The organism is Novosphingobium sp. (genome assembly GCF_039595395.1).
Classification (GTDB): Bacteria; Pseudomonadota; Alphaproteobacteria; order Sphingomonadales; family Sphingomonadaceae; genus Novosphingobium.
On sequence record NZ_JBCNLP010000001.1, the window covers coordinates 304,873 to 320,397 of the forward strand.

Genomic DNA, 15,525 nt, shown 5'->3' on the forward strand with positions numbered 1-15,525 from the left:
TCCAAAGCGCGATGGTGGCAGGCGATATGGGGCGATTATTCACTCGCCATTGCGTAAAGTGGTAATTATGTTTCGCCGCTTTCATGGTTGCGAAGCATCGCTCCGTCGCTTCGCGCTTTTTCCGTTCCCGTTTCCCAAAGGCGCGCAATCCAGCGCCGGAAAGACGTGTTGCATGGTGCCCCCCGCCTTCAAGATGCCTCTGAAATCCCTGTTGCTGGCCACGACCCTGAGCGCCGGCACGCTGCTGACCGCCGCCCCCGCGCTGGCCCAGACGGCCGCTCCGGCCTCCGCCGCCGAAGCCCCGCCCGTGCCCACCGGCCGCCTGCCCGATGCGGTGATCCCCTCGGCCTATCGGCTGGACCTGAAGGTCGATCCCGCGCAGGAGCGTTTCGGCGGCCATGTCGAGATCGACGCCAGCGTCAAGGCCCCCAGCCGCTTCATCTACATGCACGGCAATGGTCTGGCCGTGAGCAAGGCCACCGTCACCATCGCGGGCAAGAGCTATGTCGCCGACTGGAAGCAGGTCGACCCGACCGGCGTGGTGCTGCTCACCTTCCCTCAGCCGGTGCCCGCCGGAAAGGCCACCTTCGCCTTCGATTACGACGCCCCCTTCCATCAGGGCCCGGACGGCATGTTCCGCGTGAAGGTCGGCGCCGACTGGTACAGCTGGACCCAGTTCGAATCCATCGATGGCCGCGCCGCCTATCCCGCCTTCGATCAGCCCGGCTACAAGCAGCCCTTCACCGTCACGCTGCGCACGCCCAAGGGGCTGGTCGCCGTCACCAATGCGCCCGAGACCTCGGTCACGCAGGAAGGCGGGCTTGATGTCCACCATTTCGCCGCCAGCGCGCCGCTGCCCACCTATCTGCTGGCGATGATGGTCGGCCCCTTCGCGGTCGCCAAAGGCGAGGTGCCCCCCCACGCCCCAGCGTGACCATCCGTTGCCGCTGCGCGTCGTCTCGACGAAAGAGAATGCCGACAAGCTGGGCTTCGCGCTGGAAAACTCCAAGCAGATCGTCGCCCATCTGGAGAACTATTTCGGCCAGAGCTTCCCCTACCCCAAGCTCGACCAGATCTCCGCGCCGATCATGGGCGGGGCGATGGAGAATGCCGGGGCGGACCTCTATCAGGACAAGCTGCTGATCGTCACCGACAAGGACAGCACCGAGGACAAGCGCGAATTCGGCATGGTCGTCGCGCATGAGCTGGCACACCAGTGGTTCGGCGATCTGGTGACCCCCGCCTGGTGGGACGACATCTGGCTGAACGAGAGCTTCGCCAACTGGATGGGCTATCGCATCGGCAATGAGTGGCGGCCCGACCTCAACATCGGCGCCGGCGCGCTGGAGGAAGGCTTTGCGGCGATGAACACCGACGCCCTGCTGGCCGGGCGCCCGATCCATCAGGCGATCACCCGCAACAGCCAGATCGATGCGGCCTTCGACAGCATCACCTATGGCAAGGGCGCCCATGTGGTGGCGATGATCGCCGCCTTCATGGGCGACACCAAGTTCCGCGATGGCGTGCGCGGCTATATGGCGGCGCATCGCTATGGCAATGCCACCAGCGCGCAGTTCTTTGCCGCCATGGCGCAGGCCAGCGGCGACCCGCGCATCCTGCCCGCGCTGCAGAGCTTCACCGATCAGCAGGGCGTGCCGCTGCTGACCTTCTCGGGCGGCGACGGGCGCTATACCGTAACCCAGAGCCGCTATGCCCGCCTTGGCACGCAGGCCCCCGCGCAGACATGGGGCGTGCCGCTCTGCATGCGTCGCGGCGATGAGCGTGTGTGCCAGTTGCTCGATACCGTCAGCGGCACGGTGCAGGTCGGCGGCAGCGGCGTGTTCATGCCCAACGCCGGGGGCACCGGCTATTACCGCTTCGAACTGCCCAAGGCCGATTGGGACGCGCTGATCGCGGGCTCGGCCAGCCTGACCGGTGGCGAGGGGCTGGCACTGGCCGATTCGCTGCGCGCCAGCTTCCTGGCCGGGCGCTCCAGCGCGACCCAGCTTGCCGATCTGGCCCGCGTCATGTCCGCCAACCCCGACAGCTTTGCCGCCGATGCCGCCACGCAGGGGCTGATCCAGCTTCAGGCGATGGACATGTTCGACGACAAGGCGAACAACGCCTATCGCCGCTTCCTCGGCCGCATTCTGGCCCCGCAGCTTGAGCGTCAGGGTTTCAACCCCGCGCTCGACGCCTATGCTGGTGAAGATGCCGAAAAGTCGCAGGCGCGCGTCCAGCTCGTCAGCCAGATGGCCAGCGCCGTGGTCGACCCCGGCGTGATCGGCAAGCTGAACAAGGCCGCCACCGACTGGCTGGGCGGCAACCCCAAGGCGCTCGACCCGACATGGTACCGCCTCGCCTTCGGCGTCTGGCTGGGCGAACAGGCCAAGGGAAGGGATGGCGGCGTGAGCGCGGCGAAAAACCTGTTCGAGCGCGCGCTGGCCACGCAGGATTCCAACCTGCGTCCCGCGCTGCTCGGCGCGCTGAGCCTGCCGGGCAAGGCCCCCATCGCCAACTGGATCCTGAACGAGGCCCGCGACCAGCGCCTGCGCCAGACCGAGCGCATGTCGCTGGTGCTCAACGTCACCAACAACCGCACCACGCATGACATTGGCTACAACTGGGCCCGCGACCATAGCGACGAACTGCTGAAGGGCTCGGCGGGGATCTTCGTGGCGGCGCGCCTGCCGATCGTGCTGGGCTCCATGTGCTCGGTGGAAGGCGCCGACGCCATGGCCCGCGACTTCGGCCCCAAGATGGCCGGGCTGAGTGGGCAGCTCGAACTGGATCGCAGCATCGAGCGGGTGCGTTCTTGCGGGGTGTTGAAGAATGCTCGGGCGAAGGAGGTTTCGAAGGAGATTTCTTCTTTGAAGTAAGGATGAAAGCAGGGGGCGTTACGCCCCCTGCACCCCCATGACGTCTTCCGACGCATGGGCGGTGGTGAACGCCACCTGTGCGCAAACGTCCCCCGCGAAGCGGAAAATGATTGCCTGCGGCGCGGTGAGGTCGGGCGCAACGTTCGTGAGCCACTGCCGCTTCGTCGGAAGACGTCATGGGAGCGCGAGGGGGTAACCCCCTCGCATCTTCCCTTAAAACCTTCTACCCAGCCAAAGGCAGCCGCAACTCGGCCACCAGCCCCAAAATCCCCCCATCCGGCCCAATATGGTTGGCCAGCGCCAGCGTGCCCCCGTGCTGATCCGCAATCGCCCGCGCCAGAGTCAGCCCCAGCCCCGCCCCGCCGGTATGGGTGTTGCGCGAGGGTTCGCCGCGGGTGAAGGGTTCGAACATCCGCTCGATCTGGCTTTCGGCGATGCCGGGCCCCTGGTCCTCGATGCGGATCACGGCCCAGCCTGTGCCGTCCGCGTCGTCCTCGCGCCTCAGCGAGACATGGGCCACCGAGCCATAGCGCACCGCATTACCGATAAGGTTGTGCAGCGCCCGCCGCACCCAGATCGCGCGCAGGGGCAGGACGATGCGCATCGTGTCGTCCAGCTCGACCGGCTCTCCCATATCCTCGTAATCCTCGACCACCGAGGCGACGAGGGCGGAGAGTTCGTTGGTCTCCAGCGGCTCGCTGGGGCGGCCGACACGGGCAAGGCTGAGGATATCGTCGAGCGAGCGCACGATCTCCTCGATGGTCTGGGCCATGCGCAGGCGCTCGGTGTCGTCCTCCACGCATTCGATGCGCACGCGCAGCGCGGCCAGCGGCGTTTTGAGGTCATGGCCGATGGCGCCCAGCATCACGTCCTTCTCGTTGATGAGGGCGATGATGCGGTCTTCCATGGCGTTTTGCGCCGCGATCAGGCGGCGGATGTCATGCGGGCCCTGCGGGACCACCTGGTTGGAGGCGACGCGCGTTTCGGCGAATTGCTCCACCTGCGATGTCAGCGCCGCGAGAGGCCGGATGATGCGGCGCAGGATCAGCGCCATGGTGCCCACCAGCACGAGGTAGATGAACAGCGTCTGCGCCACCAGCGTGAAGGGCAGCCAGGGGTCCTCGGGCGAGACGACCGTGCGCGCCACTAGCCAGCCGCCACCGGGGCGCGGCACGGCGGCGATCAGCAGGCGGCTGGCCTCCAGCGGCGGGGGATGGGGCAGGTTGACATGACGGCGCATCAGCGCGGCGCGGCGCTCGATGCGCTGCATCATCATGGGATCCTTCATCAGCGGCCGCTGGCAGACCAGCAGACCGGCAGGATTGACGTCCTGCTCGGTCAGCATGGGGGAGAGGCGGCGGGCCATCTCGGGCAGGGGCCGGTCGAAGGATTGCAGCGCGAAGTGATCGACGTTTTCGGTGCGGGGGCCGCGCGACACATCCTCGGGCGGGGGGCCGTGATGATGGTGGCGACGGAAGCGGTGCTCGCCGGCCTCTTCGGGCGTGTCCGGGGTGCCGGGCTTGGCTGGGGTCTTGCTCGCGTCCTTGCTGCCGGACTTGTCATCGGGCGCCTCGGGCGGGGGAGGCGGTGGCGCGAAATCGTCGTGAGAGGCCATCACCAGCTTGATCGCCAGCGCATGGGTGACCTGTTCCTCGCGATATTCGGCCTGAGCGCGATAGAGCAGCGCCGCGCCGATCCCCTGCGCCAGCAGCAGCGCCAGCGCCAGCGCGCCCATCACCTGGGCGCGCAGCGAATGCGGCCACAGCATGGTGAAGATGCGGGCGATCAGGCCGGGGCGGGGGGCAGGTGTTTCGCTGTCGGTCATGCCAGTGTCGTCACGCGGGGCCGGAGGGCACCCGGCGCACATCGGCGGCCAGCATATAGCCGCCGCCCCACACCGTCTGGATTACCTGCGGGTTGCGGCTGTCGACCTCGATCTTGCGGCGCAGGCGGCTGACCTGATTGTCCACCGCGCGGTCGAAGAGATGCGCCTCGCGGCCCTGCACCATGTCGAGCAGGCGGTCGCGGTCCAGCACCTGGCGCGGATGTTCGAGGAAGGCCATCAGCAGGCGGAACTCCACCGAGGAGATCGCCACGATGGCGCCCTCGGGATCGATCAGCCGGCGCTTGAGCGGGTCGAGGCGCCAGGCGTCGAAGAGGAAATCCTCATTCTGCGTGGTGTCCACAGCCCCGCGCCCCGAGCGGCGCAGCACGCTGCGGATGCGGGCGACCAGCTCACGCGGTTCGAAGGGTTTGACGACATAGTCGTCCGCGCCGATCTCCAGCCCGACGATGCGGTCGGTCGCCTCGGATTTGGCGGTGAGGAAGATGGTGGGGATCGCCCGCGATTCGGTCAGGTGGCGGCACAGCGACAGGCCGTCCTCGCCGGGCATCATGATGTCGAGCAGGACCAGATCGGGCACGCCCTCGCGCATGATCGCCCGCGCTTCTGCGGCGCTGGCGGCCTGGCTGACGGTAAAACCCTGCCGCTCCAGATAGGAGGCGAGGGGTTCACGCAGCCCCGGCTCGTCATCGACAAGCAGCAGGCGTTGGGGGGCGGCGTCCTGGGTCATGCCAGTGGTCATGGTGCTCTGGTTCACAGCTTTGTCTTCATCAGGCCTGAAAGGTGGACCCTGCGCGGGCCCACCTGTCAAGGTTTTGCATTCAGGTCAGCGGTGGGGGAGGCGGCGCGTCATGGCCATCAGGACCCCCATCGGGACCTTGGTCGGGACCATGCGGGGGCGGGCCCCAGCCACGCGGACCTTCACCATCGGGGCCGCCATGGCGCGGGCCGCCCCAGCGGTGATGATGCTCGCCATGGCCGTGGTGGCTGGCGCGCAGCTCCTCGAAGGTGACCTTGCCGTCGTGATTGGCGTCGGCCTCGTCAAAGCGCTTGAGTTCGGCGGCGATGAAGGCGTCCTTCGTCACCGATCCGGTGTGCTGGGGATCGGCGTCGTGCAGAAGCTGGAAGACGATCGGCGACATGAAGCCGTGATGGCCGGGGCCCTCGCCGGGGTGACCGCCGCCATGGCCGTCAGGTCCGCGATGGCCATCGGGACCGGGGTGCTCGCCCGGAGGCGGCGGGGGCGGAGCGCCTTCCGGGCCCTTGGGGGCAGCGCCATCGGGACCGGGATGCCCGGCGCCGGGGTGGCGTGGCTGTTCATGCGCGGCGATGAACTCGGCCTTGGTCACCGAACCATCGTGATTGGTGTCGAGCCGGTCGAACTCGCGGCTGAGGCGGTCCTCATAACGGGCCTTCATATCGGCCTCGTTGAAGACGCCATCCTTGTTGAAATCGAGATGGTCGAAGATTTCCGCGGCGTGAGCCTTCGCCTCGTCACGGGTCAGCGCGGGGGGCTGGTCGGGGGCGGTCTTGGCGGCGGCGGGCTTGGCCTTCGCCTTGGTGGCCGCCATGGCCGGAGCCGTCGCCAGCATGGATCCCGCCAATGCCAGCGCGATCATCCGCGAGCGCAGGGTGAATGACGTCATCAGTGCGATCCTTCTTCAATGCCCCCATTGCGCAGGAATATGGTGAAAGCCGCGCGGCCCATAAGCTCTATTTGGAGGGGGGATGAGAACCGACAGAACCGCGTGACTTTCGATGACCTGTGTAGATCGCGTCTGTCGCGGGTTTATGCCGGAGATGGGGGTTTTTGTCGCCAATTGTCGCTTTTTGGGCGGGAAGGAGGAGGGAGGAAGGAAGATGCGAGGGGGAAGTCCTTGTTGGTCGCATTCCTCAAGAGGAATGCTCCGGGCCCTCGCGCTCCCATAACGTCTTCCGACGATAGGGCGGTGGTGCACGATCCTGGTGCCCAACCTCTCTACCTGCACGGCATGGCGCCGCAGGCAGGCGAAATCAGGGCGCTACCCTGTCCTTGAAAGCCTGCGGCGCCGCAATCTGGGCGCAAGGCCGAACCCGGTGCGCAACGCAGACATTAAAGGGAGCGCGAGGGTGTAACACCCTCGCATCATCTACTTGTCCCTCTTCATCCCCTGAGTCCCGAATCCCACCGTGATAAACAGCAAACTCGCCTGATGCGCGATATCGGCGGTATGCCAGACCCCGGCTGGATTGATGGCCTGATCGCCCGTCCGCAACACAATGCGCGTCTCAACCCCGGCTTCGTCGCGCTGGATCAGCGTCGCCTCGCCCGCAGTGCAGATCACCACCTCCGCGCCCTGGGGGTGCATTTCCCAGCCGTCCCAGTCCTGCGTGAAGTGGTGCAGGCTTACCAGCCGTCCCTGTGCGCCATCGGCGCCATGGGCGGCCTCGTAATCCTCATACCATTGCGGGCCGGTCATCGGGGGCAGAACCAGCGCGGTGCCGTCCGGCCCGAGGTGGATCGGATGGCTTTCCAGCGGAAGGGCCTGCCCCGTCATGTGCTCAACCAAAGGTGAAGGCGTTGAGCTTGTTGCCGTCACGGTCGCGAAAATAGGCGGCGTAGAAGCCGCCTTCACCGCGCGGGCCGGGCAGGCCTTCGCAGGTGCCGCCCTGCTCCAGCGCGATGGCGTGGAGGCGGTCGACCTGTGCACGGTCTTTCGCTTCCAGTGCCACCATCACGCCATTGCCCACGGTGGCAGGCTGGCCATCGAAGGGTTTCGTCAGGCCGATGCCTGCGCCGCCGCCGGGCATGCCCCATGCGATGTAGGTCTCTTCCTCCATCATGCGGCCAACGCCCAGCTCCTTGGCCAGAGCATCATAGAACGGCGCCGATCCGTGCAGATCGTTGGTGCCCACCGTGACGTAACCGATCATGATCCTCTCCCCTTTGCACGACTCACTGAATGTTGGAACAATAAGTGAACATCGTGCGCGCCGCAAGCCTTACAAAGGCGCGCACTGATCCTTCAGCCAAGCCAGTGCGGCCCCTTCCAACTGGGGCGAGAGAATCGCCCACACGCTTGCGTGATAGGCGTTCCACCAAGCGGTTTCCGGCCCATCGAGCAGAGCGGGTTCGACCAGTTCGCGGCCGATCGGCACGTGAGTCAGTGTTTCGAAGCCGAAATAGTCGCCCTCGGCGCCGGGGATGTCGCGCTGTTCCACCAGCACGAGATTCTCGATGCGGATGCCATAGGCGCCGGTCTTGTAATAGCCCGGCTCGTTGGAGAGGAACATGCCGGGCAGCAGCTCCTGCCCCGTGCCCGCCTGACCGCCCGCCGATTTGGCGATGCGCTGCGGCCCCTCATGCACCGCGAGGAAGCTGCCGACGCCGTGGCCGGTGCCATGGGCGTAATCGACGCCCGCCTGCCACAGATGCTGGCGTGCCAGCGTATCGAGCTGGCTGCCCGCCGTGCCGCGCGGGAAGATGGCGCGGGCGAGAGCGATATGGCCCTTGAGCACGCGGGTGAAGCGGTCCTTCTCTTCCGCGCCGGCCTCACCGGGCCCGATCCAGACGGTGCGGGTGATGTCGGTGGTGCCATCGGGATATTGCCCGCCCGAATCGACCAGATAGACGCTGGAGGGTTCCAGTGTGCGGTTGGTTTCCTCGCTCACCCGGTAGTGGACGATGGCGCCGTTCGGCCCCGCGCCGCTGATCGTGTCGAAGGAGAGGTCGCGCAGGTCGCCGCAATCGCGGCGGAACTGGTGCAGGGCTTCGGCGGCGGAGAGTTCGGTGACCTCGCCTTTGGGGCCCTCGACCGAAAGCCAGTGCATAAAGCGGGCTACGGCGCCGCCGTCGCGGGCTTGCGCCGCGCGCTGGCCGGCCTGCTCCACCGGGTTCTTGATCGCCTTGGGCAGCACGCAGGGGTCGCGGCTTTCGGTGACCAGTGCCTCGGTCTGCTTCAGCGTGGCGAAAATGGCGGAGACGGCGCGTTCCGGGTCCACGGCGACCTTTTTGCCCTTCAGGGCGGCCAGCGCATCGGTGAAGCTGTCGCGCGGTTGCAGGCGCACGGCATTGCCCAGATGGGCGGCGACCTCGGGCGTGAGTTTTTCGGGCGCGATAAACCAGTCCGCCGTGCCATCGGCATGGGCGATCACGAAGGACAGGGCGACGGGCGTGCGGTCCACATCGCTGCCGCGGATGTTGAGCAGCCAAGCCACCGAATCGAGCGCGCTGACCACTGCCGCATCAAGGCCCTGCTCGCCCAGCCATTCGGCGATCTTGCCGCGCTTGGCCTCGCTGCTTTCACCCGCCAACTCCAGCGGCTGAACAAAAGCGGGAGCGGGCGAGGGGGCGGGCTGGTCATTCCACACAGCGTCGAGCGGGTTGCTTTCTACCGCCACCAATTCCGCGCCCTTGGCGGCCAGCGCCTTGCGCGTCGCGGCAACCCACGGCTGGGTGTGCAGCCAGGGATCATAGGCGATGCGCGCGCCCGGCTTTACCTGCTGGGCCAGCCATGCCGAAGCGCTGGTGGCGGGCACATTGTGATACTCATACAGTCGCCCATCGACCTGATCGCGCACTTGCAGCGTGTAGCGGCCATCAACGAAGATCGCCGCCTTCTCCCCCAGCACCACCGCGCTGCCCGCCGAGCCGCCAAAGCCGGTCAGCCATTCCAGACGCTGGGCATAGGCGCCGACATATTCGCTCATATGCTCGTCGCAGATGGGGATGACGAAGCCGTCATAGCCTTCGCGGGCAAGCTGCGCGCGCAGCGCCGAAAGGCGGGCTTCATGGGGGTGCATCAGCATGGGGGCGTCCCTCCTTGAGGACAGTCCGGCTTATTTGGGCCGGGGAATGGGTTTTCTGCACGCAAGCATGCTTGCGGCGCGTTGCCGGGCACCATAAATGCAAGTGATGAGCAATTCCAGCCAGAGCGCGCTTGCTGCGCCCATCGCCGCCCCTGTCGCCGCCAAGAAGCCGGCCAGCATCACGCATCACGGCATCACCGTCACCGACGATTACGCCTGGCTGCGCGATCCCGGCTATCCTCAGGTGACCGACAAGGAGGTGCTGGCGCATCTGGAGGCCGAAAACGCCTGGTTCGAGGCGCGCATGGCCCCGCGCAAGACTTTGGTGGACGATCTGTTCAAGGAAATGCGCGCCCGCATCAAGGAAGCCGACCGCTCGGTGCCTCAGAAGGATGGCGATTACCTCTACTGGATCGAGTTCGAGGAAGGCGCGGAATACAAGAAATGGTGGCGCAAGCCCGTGGCGGGCGGCGAGGATGAGCTGATCCTCGACGAGGTCGCTCTGGCGGCGGGGCATGATTATTTCCGCCTTGGCGCGCTGTCGGTCTCGAACGATGGCACGATGCTGGCCTGGAGCGTGGACGACAATGGCTCGGAGCGCTTCACCGCCCGCATCAAGGTGATCGCCACCGGCGAGGAACTGCCCGATGTGATCGAGGGCACGCTGTCCTCGCTGGTGTGGGTCGCGGAGGACAAGGGGCTGGTCTATTCGCTGGCCAATGAGAACTGGCGCACCGACAACGCCCGCCTGCACTGGCTGGGCCAGCCGCTGGAGAGCGATGTCGAACTCTATCACGAGGATGATGAGGGGTTCCGCGTCGGCTCCTCGCTCTCCGCGAACGAAAAGTGGCTGGTGATCGGCACCAGCGATCACGAGACCAGCGAGACCTATCTGATCCCCGCCCATGATCCTTTGGCCAAGCCGCTGCTGGTGAAGGCCCGTCAGGATGGCGTGGAGTATGATGTCGATGAGCGTGAGGGCACGCTCTACATCCATGCCAATGACACGCATGAGAACTTCCGCATCGCCACCGCGCCGCTGGCCAACCCCGGCGAATGGACGACGCTGCTGGAAGGCACGGACGATCTCTATGTCACCGGCTTTGAACTCTACCGCGATTTCTTCGTGGTGGAGAGCCGGGTGCGCGGCCTCGATACCATCGAGCTGCGCTATTACGACGATCCGTCGCGCATCGAACCCATCACTTTCCCCGAGGCCAGCTATGACGCCGGTCTGGCCGACAACCCCGAATGGGCCGTCGACAAGCTGCGCCTGACCTATGAGAGCATGGTCAGCCCGGCCACCGTCTATGACTACCATTTGGCGGACAAATCGCTGGAAGTGCTCAAGGTGCAGCAGATCCCCAGCGGCTATGACGCCAGCCTCTATGAAACCCAGCGGCTGGAGATCCCCGCGCGCGACGGCACGCTGGTGCCCGTCAGCATCGTCTACCGCAAAGACCGCAAGGCCAGCGATCCGCTGCACCTCTATGGCTATGGCGCCTATGGCATGGCGATGAGCCCTAGCTTCTCGACCACGCGCCTGTCGCTGGTGGATCGCGGCTTTGCCTATGCCATCGCGCATATCCGCGGCGGCGACGACCTTGGCCGCGGCTGGTACAAGGCAGGCAAGCGCGAGCAGCGCACCAACACCTTCAACGATTTCGTCGATGTGGCGCGCGGGCTGATCGAGCGCGGCTTCACCACCCCCGGCCGCATCAGCATCAGCGGCGGCTCGGCCGGCGGCGAGCTGATGGGCGCGGTGATGAATGATGCGCCGGAACTGTGGGGCGCCGTGGTGGCCCATGTGCCCTTCGTCGATGTGCTCAACACCATGCTGGACGAAACCCTGCCGCTGACGCCCGGCGAATGGCCCGAATGGGGCAACCCCATCGAGGACAAGGCCGCCTTCGAGCTGATCCACAGCTACAGCCCCTATGATCAGGTGAAGGCGCAGGCCTATCCGCCGCTGCTGGTGACGGCGGGCCTCAACGACCCGCGCGTGACCTATTGGGAGCCCGCCAAATGGGTCGCCAAGCTGCGTGAGCTGAAGACCGACAGCAACGAACTACTGCTGAAAACCAATATGGGCGCTGGCCACGGCGGCAAATCGGGCCGCTTCCAGAGCCTGACCGAGGCGGCGGAGGAATTCGCCTTCATCCTCTGGCAATTGGGCATGGCCGCGTAAGATGCAGCAGCGCCTGATCTTCCGGGGGGCGGTTGTCGTGAACCTGCTGGCGCTGGCCCTGTGGCTGGCCTGCTGGCTGGGCCACGCCGATCCCTTCCTGAAGGTGCTGATCGTCTGCTGGCCGCTTGTGTTGGCCTCGGTGGTGGCCTGCGTGCTGACCGCGCGCAAGACCCGCCGCTGGTGGCCTTTGCTAGCGATTGTGCCCGCGCTCTGGGCCTATGCGCCCTTCGTGGGACTGGCGCTGGCGGCGTTGGGGGCAAGATAGGCTTATGCGTCAGCCCGGCATCGACTGGAGTCAAGGCGACTGGTCGGTGACGGCCGTCTGGACAGGCCTGTTGCTCTTCGTCGTAGCCGGCGTGACGATGGGTATCGAGGCGCCCTTCACGATCCCGATGCTGGTTCTGGATGCGGGGCTGCTGGTCGCCGTGGTGCTGATTGGCGTGCGCCGCCGTAACTGGGGCCTGCTGATCGCGGGAGGGCTCTGCCTTTTACCGCTTCCGCTCGTCGCCCTGGCGTTGTTATCATGCGGCTTCGGAACGGGAGCTTGCCTCTGATGGCCAACCATTTCACCCAGACCTTCACCGCAGGGCCCGAGCATATCGATGTCCTCGGCCATGTGAACAATGCGGTCTGGGTGCAATGGATGGAAGCCATCGCCACCGCCCACTGGGAAAACGACGCCCGCCCCGAGGACGTGGCCACCTACATCTGGGTCGTGACCCGCCACGAGATCGACTATCGCGGCAACATCCGCGAGGGCGAAAGCGTGGTGGCGCGAACCTTCATCCCCGATCCGCCGAAAGCGGCACGGTTCGACCGCCGGGTGGATTTCTGCCGTGTGGGCGAGGAGAAGTCCATCGTTTCCGCCCGCACGACATGGGCGATGATCGATATGGCCAGCGGAAGGCTGTGCCGGATTCCGCCTGAGGTGGCTGAGCCTTTCAAGGGGTGGAAGGAAGATTAAGATGCGAGGGGGTTACCCCCTCGCGCTCCCAGAACGTCTTCCGACGACAGGGCAGTGGTGCCCGGTCCTTGCGCCCCACCTCTCCACCTGCGCTGCATGGCGCCGCAGGCAGGTGAAATCAGCGCGCTGACATATCGTTGAAGGCCTGCGGCGCCGCAATCTGTGCGCAAGGCCGAACCCGATGCGCAAGGTAGACATTAATGGGAGCGCGAGGGTGTAACACCCTCGCACCTTACCCTTTTAAAGCCCCTTACAAGGGCTGCCCATCCTTATCCCGATAGATCTCGCGCCGCCCGACGTGATTGGCAGGCCCGACGAACCCATCGTTCTCCATCCGCTCGATCCACTTGGCGGCGGTGTTGTAGCCCACGCCCATCTGGCGCTGCAGCCAGCTTGTCGAGGCCTTCTGGCTCTCGAACACGATCTGGCAGGCCTGGCGGTATTTGCGCTCTTCGGGATTGTCGCTGGCGGTGGCGTCGAGGTCGTCGAAGCCGAAGGAGCCTTCCTCGGGCTCTTCCGTCACCGAATCCACATACTCGGGCGCGCCCTGCAGACGCCAGTGATCGGCGACCTTTTCCACCTCATCGTCGGCCACGAAGGGCCCGTGGACGCGCAGCATCGGTCCGGAAGAGGGCTTGAACAGCATATCGCCCTTGCCGAGGAGCTGCTCGGCACCCTGCTCGCCAAGGATGGTGCGGGAGTCGATGCGGCTGGTCACGGCAAAGGAAATACGCGTCGGCAGGTTGGCCTTGATGACGCCGGTGATGACGTCCACCGAGGGACGCTGCGTGGCCATGATCAAATGGATACCGGCGGCGCGCGATTTCTGCGCCAGACGCTGGATTAGCACCTCGATCTCCTTGCCGACGGTGACCATCAGGTCGGCCAGCTCGTCGACGATCACCACGATCAGCGGCAGCACCTGATAATCGAGCTGCTTGTCCTCGAACAGCTCCTCGCCGGTCTCGGGATCGAAGCCGATGGAGATGCGGCGGCCCAAAGGCTTGCCCTTTGCGGCGGCGCTTTTCACCTTCTCGTTGAAGTTGACGATGTTGCGCACGTTGATCTCGCTCATCTGGCGATAGCGGCGCTCCATCTCCTCCACGGCCCATTTCAGGGCGCGCACGGCCTTTGACGGGTCCGTCACCACCGGGCTGAGCAGATGCGGAATGGCATCGTAGGATTTCAGTTCCAGCACCTTGGGATCGACGAGGATCAGGCGGCACTGGGCAGGCGTCAGGCGGTACAGCAGCGAGAGCAGAATGCAGTTCAGCCCCACCGACTTACCCGAACCGGTGGTGCCCGCCACCAGCAGGTGAGGCATGGTGGCCAGATCCGCCACGATGGGTTCGCCGGCGATATCCTTGCCCAGAATGATGGGAAGCTGGCCCTTGTTGCCCACGAAGGTCTCGCTGGCGATCATCTCCTTGAAGCTGACCATCTGGCGCACCGCATTGGGCAGCTCGATGGCCATCACGGTGCGGCCGGGGATGGGCGAGACGCGGGCGGAAATCGCGCTCATGTTGCGGGCGACGTCGTCGGCCAGACCGATCACGCGGCTGGCCTTGATGCCGGGGGCGGGCTCCAGCTCATAGCTGGTGACGACCGGGCCGGTGCGCACACCGGTGATCTCGCCCTTCACATTGAAATCGTCCAGCACGGTTTCGAGCAGGCGGGCGTTGCGCTCCAGCGCCAGCTTGTCGATGGGCTGGGCGGCATCGGCGGGCGGATCGGCCAGCAGTTCGAGGCCGGGCAGCGTCACCGAATCGAACAGATCGGTCTGGCGCGACAGGCTGGAGAACTCCGCCTGCTTCACCGCGCGGGCCGGATCGCTGATTTCCGGCGCGCGGCGCTGGGCGATCACGGGCGCGGGGCCATCGGGGGTGAAGGGCAGATCGGGCAGCGGGGCCGCCTTGGCCGGGCTGCTGGCGACGGTGGCGGGTTTGGCCTTGCGCGCGGCAGGCTCATGGCTCTCGTCGTCCTCGTCTTCCTCCTCAAGCCCGGCACGCGCGGCGGCGCGGCGGCGCAGGGGGATGGTAATGAGGTCGATCCAGTCGATGGCAAAGACCTGCGTCGCCAGAGCAGCCCCCGCCAGCAGCGCCACAGCCCCGCAGATGAAGGTGAACACGCCGCGCCCGGCAGCCGGGATCAGATCCGCCACACCATGCACGGCGGCGGCACCCAGCAGACCGGCCACGCCGCCCGGAGAGGCGGGCAGGCTGGTCGCGCTGTCCGCAAAAGCCAGCGACAGGGCCGAGCAGATCAGCCCGGTGGCCACCACCAGCACGGCAATCGGGCGCACCCAGTGATGGGCGGGAACGGCATCCTCATCCTCGACATCGGCGGCATCCGCCTCGGCAATGCGCCAGAGCTGGCGGGCGAACACCAGCAGCAGCGGCAGCAGCAGCACACAGGCCGGGCCGAAGAGGAACAGCGCGCGCTCGGCCACCCAGGCGCCGGGGCGGCCCATCCAGTTGAGCACCGGGCCGGCGGCCGCCGTCGAGGCCGAAGGGTCGGTCTGGTGATAGGAGAGCAGCGCCAGCACCGTGAAGATCATCACCGCCACCAGCAGCCCCGCGCCCAGCAGTTCGGCGCTGCGCTTCACGCTGCGGCGCAGGATCATGCGCCAGTTGGGGCCGCCGCGAGAACCGCCGCTGGGGGAATAGGGCCTGGTTGCCATGGCCGGATGCTTGCCTTTGCTGCGTGAACGGGTCCGGACGCAGGCGCGACATGCGGCAGCGTTCCCCCTTTGCCCTCTTATGCGCCGTGCGGGGAGTCCTCGTCAAGGACGGGTGACGCGCGCCACGGGGCACCGACCGCAAACGCCGCTTGCCCCCAAGCCTCGCGAGCGTTACGATTATGA

General features: G+C 66.2%; 13 protein-coding genes. 6 read left to right on the plus strand and 7 right to left on the minus strand.

Annotated elements, in window-relative coordinates; all coding sequences use genetic code 11:
- Positions 1–172: 172 nt before the first annotated feature.
- A complete protein-coding gene (locus tag ABDW49_RS01470; RefSeq protein ID WP_343609159.1) occupies positions 173–934 on the plus strand; it encodes a hypothetical protein in 762 nt (253 codons plus the stop codon).
- Positions 935–941: 7 nt separating this feature from the next.
- On the plus strand, positions 942–2,879 hold the full coding sequence (locus tag ABDW49_RS01475) for a M1 family aminopeptidase (RefSeq protein WP_343609161.1): 1,938 nt from the start codon (positions 942–944) through the stop codon (positions 2,877–2,879).
- A 223-nt stretch (positions 2,880–3,102) separates the two neighbouring features.
- On the opposite strand, the gene ABDW49_RS01480 is transcribed toward ABDW49_RS01475, so the two are convergent.
- From ABDW49_RS01480 to ABDW49_RS01505, 6 genes are all read right to left on the minus strand, one after another.
- Positions 3,103–4,704 (minus strand): ATP-binding protein, encoded by a 1,602-nt coding sequence (locus ABDW49_RS01480; protein ID WP_343609162.1) that lies wholly within the window; start codon positions 4,702–4,704, stop codon positions 3,103–3,105.
- A gap of 10 nt (positions 4,705–4,714) precedes the next feature.
- Positions 4,715–5,452: a response regulator gene (locus ABDW49_RS01485; RefSeq protein WP_343609163.1), complete on the minus strand. Its 738-nt coding sequence runs from the start codon at positions 5,450–5,452 to the stop codon at positions 4,715–4,717.
- A gap of 91 nt (positions 5,453–5,543) precedes the next feature.
- Entirely contained in the window at positions 5,544–6,368 is an 825-nt protein-coding gene (locus ABDW49_RS01490) for a hypothetical protein (protein WP_343609165.1), read from the minus strand.
- A 483-nt stretch (positions 6,369–6,851) separates the two neighbouring features.
- Positions 6,852–7,259 carry a cupin domain-containing protein gene (locus ABDW49_RS01495; RefSeq protein WP_343609167.1) on the minus strand — a complete coding sequence of 136 codons (408 nt, stop codon included), beginning with the start codon at positions 7,257–7,259 and terminating at the stop codon, positions 6,852–6,854.
- A gap of 4 nt (positions 7,260–7,263) precedes the next feature.
- The gene (locus tag ABDW49_RS01500) at positions 7,264–7,635 is read right to left on the minus strand and encodes a VOC family protein (protein ID WP_343609169.1); all 372 of its coding nucleotides are present in this window, start codon (positions 7,633–7,635) and stop codon (positions 7,264–7,266) included.
- Between the two features lie 69 nt (positions 7,636–7,704).
- Positions 7,705–9,504 (minus strand): aminopeptidase P family protein, encoded by a 1,800-nt coding sequence (locus ABDW49_RS01505; protein WP_343614079.1) that lies wholly within the window; start codon positions 9,502–9,504, stop codon positions 7,705–7,707.
- 103 nt (positions 9,505–9,607) lie between these two features.
- On the opposite strand from ABDW49_RS01505, the gene ABDW49_RS01510 reads away from it, so the two are divergent.
- From ABDW49_RS01510 to ABDW49_RS01525, 4 genes are read left to right on the plus strand one after another with little or no spacing between them, the layout of a single operon-like run.
- A complete protein-coding gene (locus ABDW49_RS01510) occupies positions 9,608–11,698 on the plus strand; it encodes a S9 family peptidase (RefSeq protein WP_343609170.1) in 2,091 nt (696 codons plus the stop codon).
- Position 11,699: 1 nt separating this feature from the next.
- Complete coding sequence (locus tag ABDW49_RS01515) at positions 11,700–11,963, plus strand: hypothetical protein (RefSeq protein WP_343609171.1); 264 nt, start codon at positions 11,700–11,702, stop codon at positions 11,961–11,963.
- Between the two features lie 4 nt (positions 11,964–11,967).
- Positions 11,968–12,252, plus strand: a complete 285-nt coding sequence (locus tag ABDW49_RS01520; protein ID WP_343609173.1) for a hypothetical protein — start codon at positions 11,968–11,970, stop codon at positions 12,250–12,252.
- Positions 12,252–12,662: a thioesterase family protein gene (locus tag ABDW49_RS01525; RefSeq protein WP_343609175.1), complete on the plus strand. Its 411-nt coding sequence runs from the start codon at positions 12,252–12,254 to the stop codon at positions 12,660–12,662. Before ABDW49_RS01520 ends, ABDW49_RS01525 begins: the two co-directional genes overlap by 1 nt.
- Before the next feature lie 250 nt (positions 12,663–12,912).
- Here the strand turns inward: ABDW49_RS01525 and ABDW49_RS01530 are convergent, their stop codons facing one another.
- Positions 12,913–15,342 carry a DNA translocase FtsK 4TM domain-containing protein gene (locus ABDW49_RS01530; RefSeq protein ID WP_343609176.1) on the minus strand — a complete coding sequence of 810 codons (2,430 nt, stop codon included), beginning with the start codon at positions 15,340–15,342 and terminating at the stop codon, positions 12,913–12,915.
- Positions 15,343–15,525: the final 183 nt, after the last annotated feature.

Bases quoted from the DNA above. Each gene is read 5' to 3' on its own strand.
- ABDW49_RS01470 (WP_343609159.1), top strand. From the start codon at position 173: ATGGTGCCCCCCGCCTTCAAGATGCCTCTGAAATCCCTGTTGCTGGCC.
- ABDW49_RS01480 (WP_343609162.1), bottom strand. From the start codon at position 4,704: ATGACCGACAGCGAAACACCTGCCCCCCGCCCCGGCCTGATCGCCCGC.
- ABDW49_RS01485 (WP_343609163.1), bottom strand. From the start codon at position 5,452: ATGACCCAGGACGCCGCCCCCCAACGCCTGCTGCTTGTCGATGACGAG.
- ABDW49_RS01490 (WP_343609165.1), bottom strand. From the start codon at position 6,368: ATGACGTCATTCACCCTGCGCTCGCGGATGATCGCGCTGGCATTGGCG.
- ABDW49_RS01495 (WP_343609167.1), bottom strand. From the start codon at position 7,259: ATGACGGGGCAGGCCCTTCCGCTGGAAAGCCATCCGATCCACCTCGGG.
- ABDW49_RS01500 (WP_343609169.1), bottom strand. From the start codon at position 7,635: ATGATCGGTTACGTCACGGTGGGCACCAACGATCTGCACGGATCGGCG.
- ABDW49_RS01505 (WP_343614079.1), bottom strand. From the start codon at position 9,504: ATGCACCCCCATGAAGCCCGCCTTTCGGCGCTGCGCGCGCAGCTTGCC.
- ABDW49_RS01510 (WP_343609170.1), top strand. From the start codon at position 9,608: ATGCAAGTGATGAGCAATTCCAGCCAGAGCGCGCTTGCTGCGCCCATC.
- ABDW49_RS01515 (WP_343609171.1), top strand. From the start codon at position 11,700: ATGCAGCAGCGCCTGATCTTCCGGGGGGCGGTTGTCGTGAACCTGCTG.
- ABDW49_RS01520 (WP_343609173.1), top strand. From the start codon at position 11,968: ATGCGTCAGCCCGGCATCGACTGGAGTCAAGGCGACTGGTCGGTGACG.
- ABDW49_RS01525 (WP_343609175.1), top strand. From the start codon at position 12,252: ATGGCCAACCATTTCACCCAGACCTTCACCGCAGGGCCCGAGCATATC.
- ABDW49_RS01530 (WP_343609176.1), bottom strand. From the start codon at position 15,342: ATGGCAACCAGGCCCTATTCCCCCAGCGGCGGTTCTCGCGGCGGCCCC.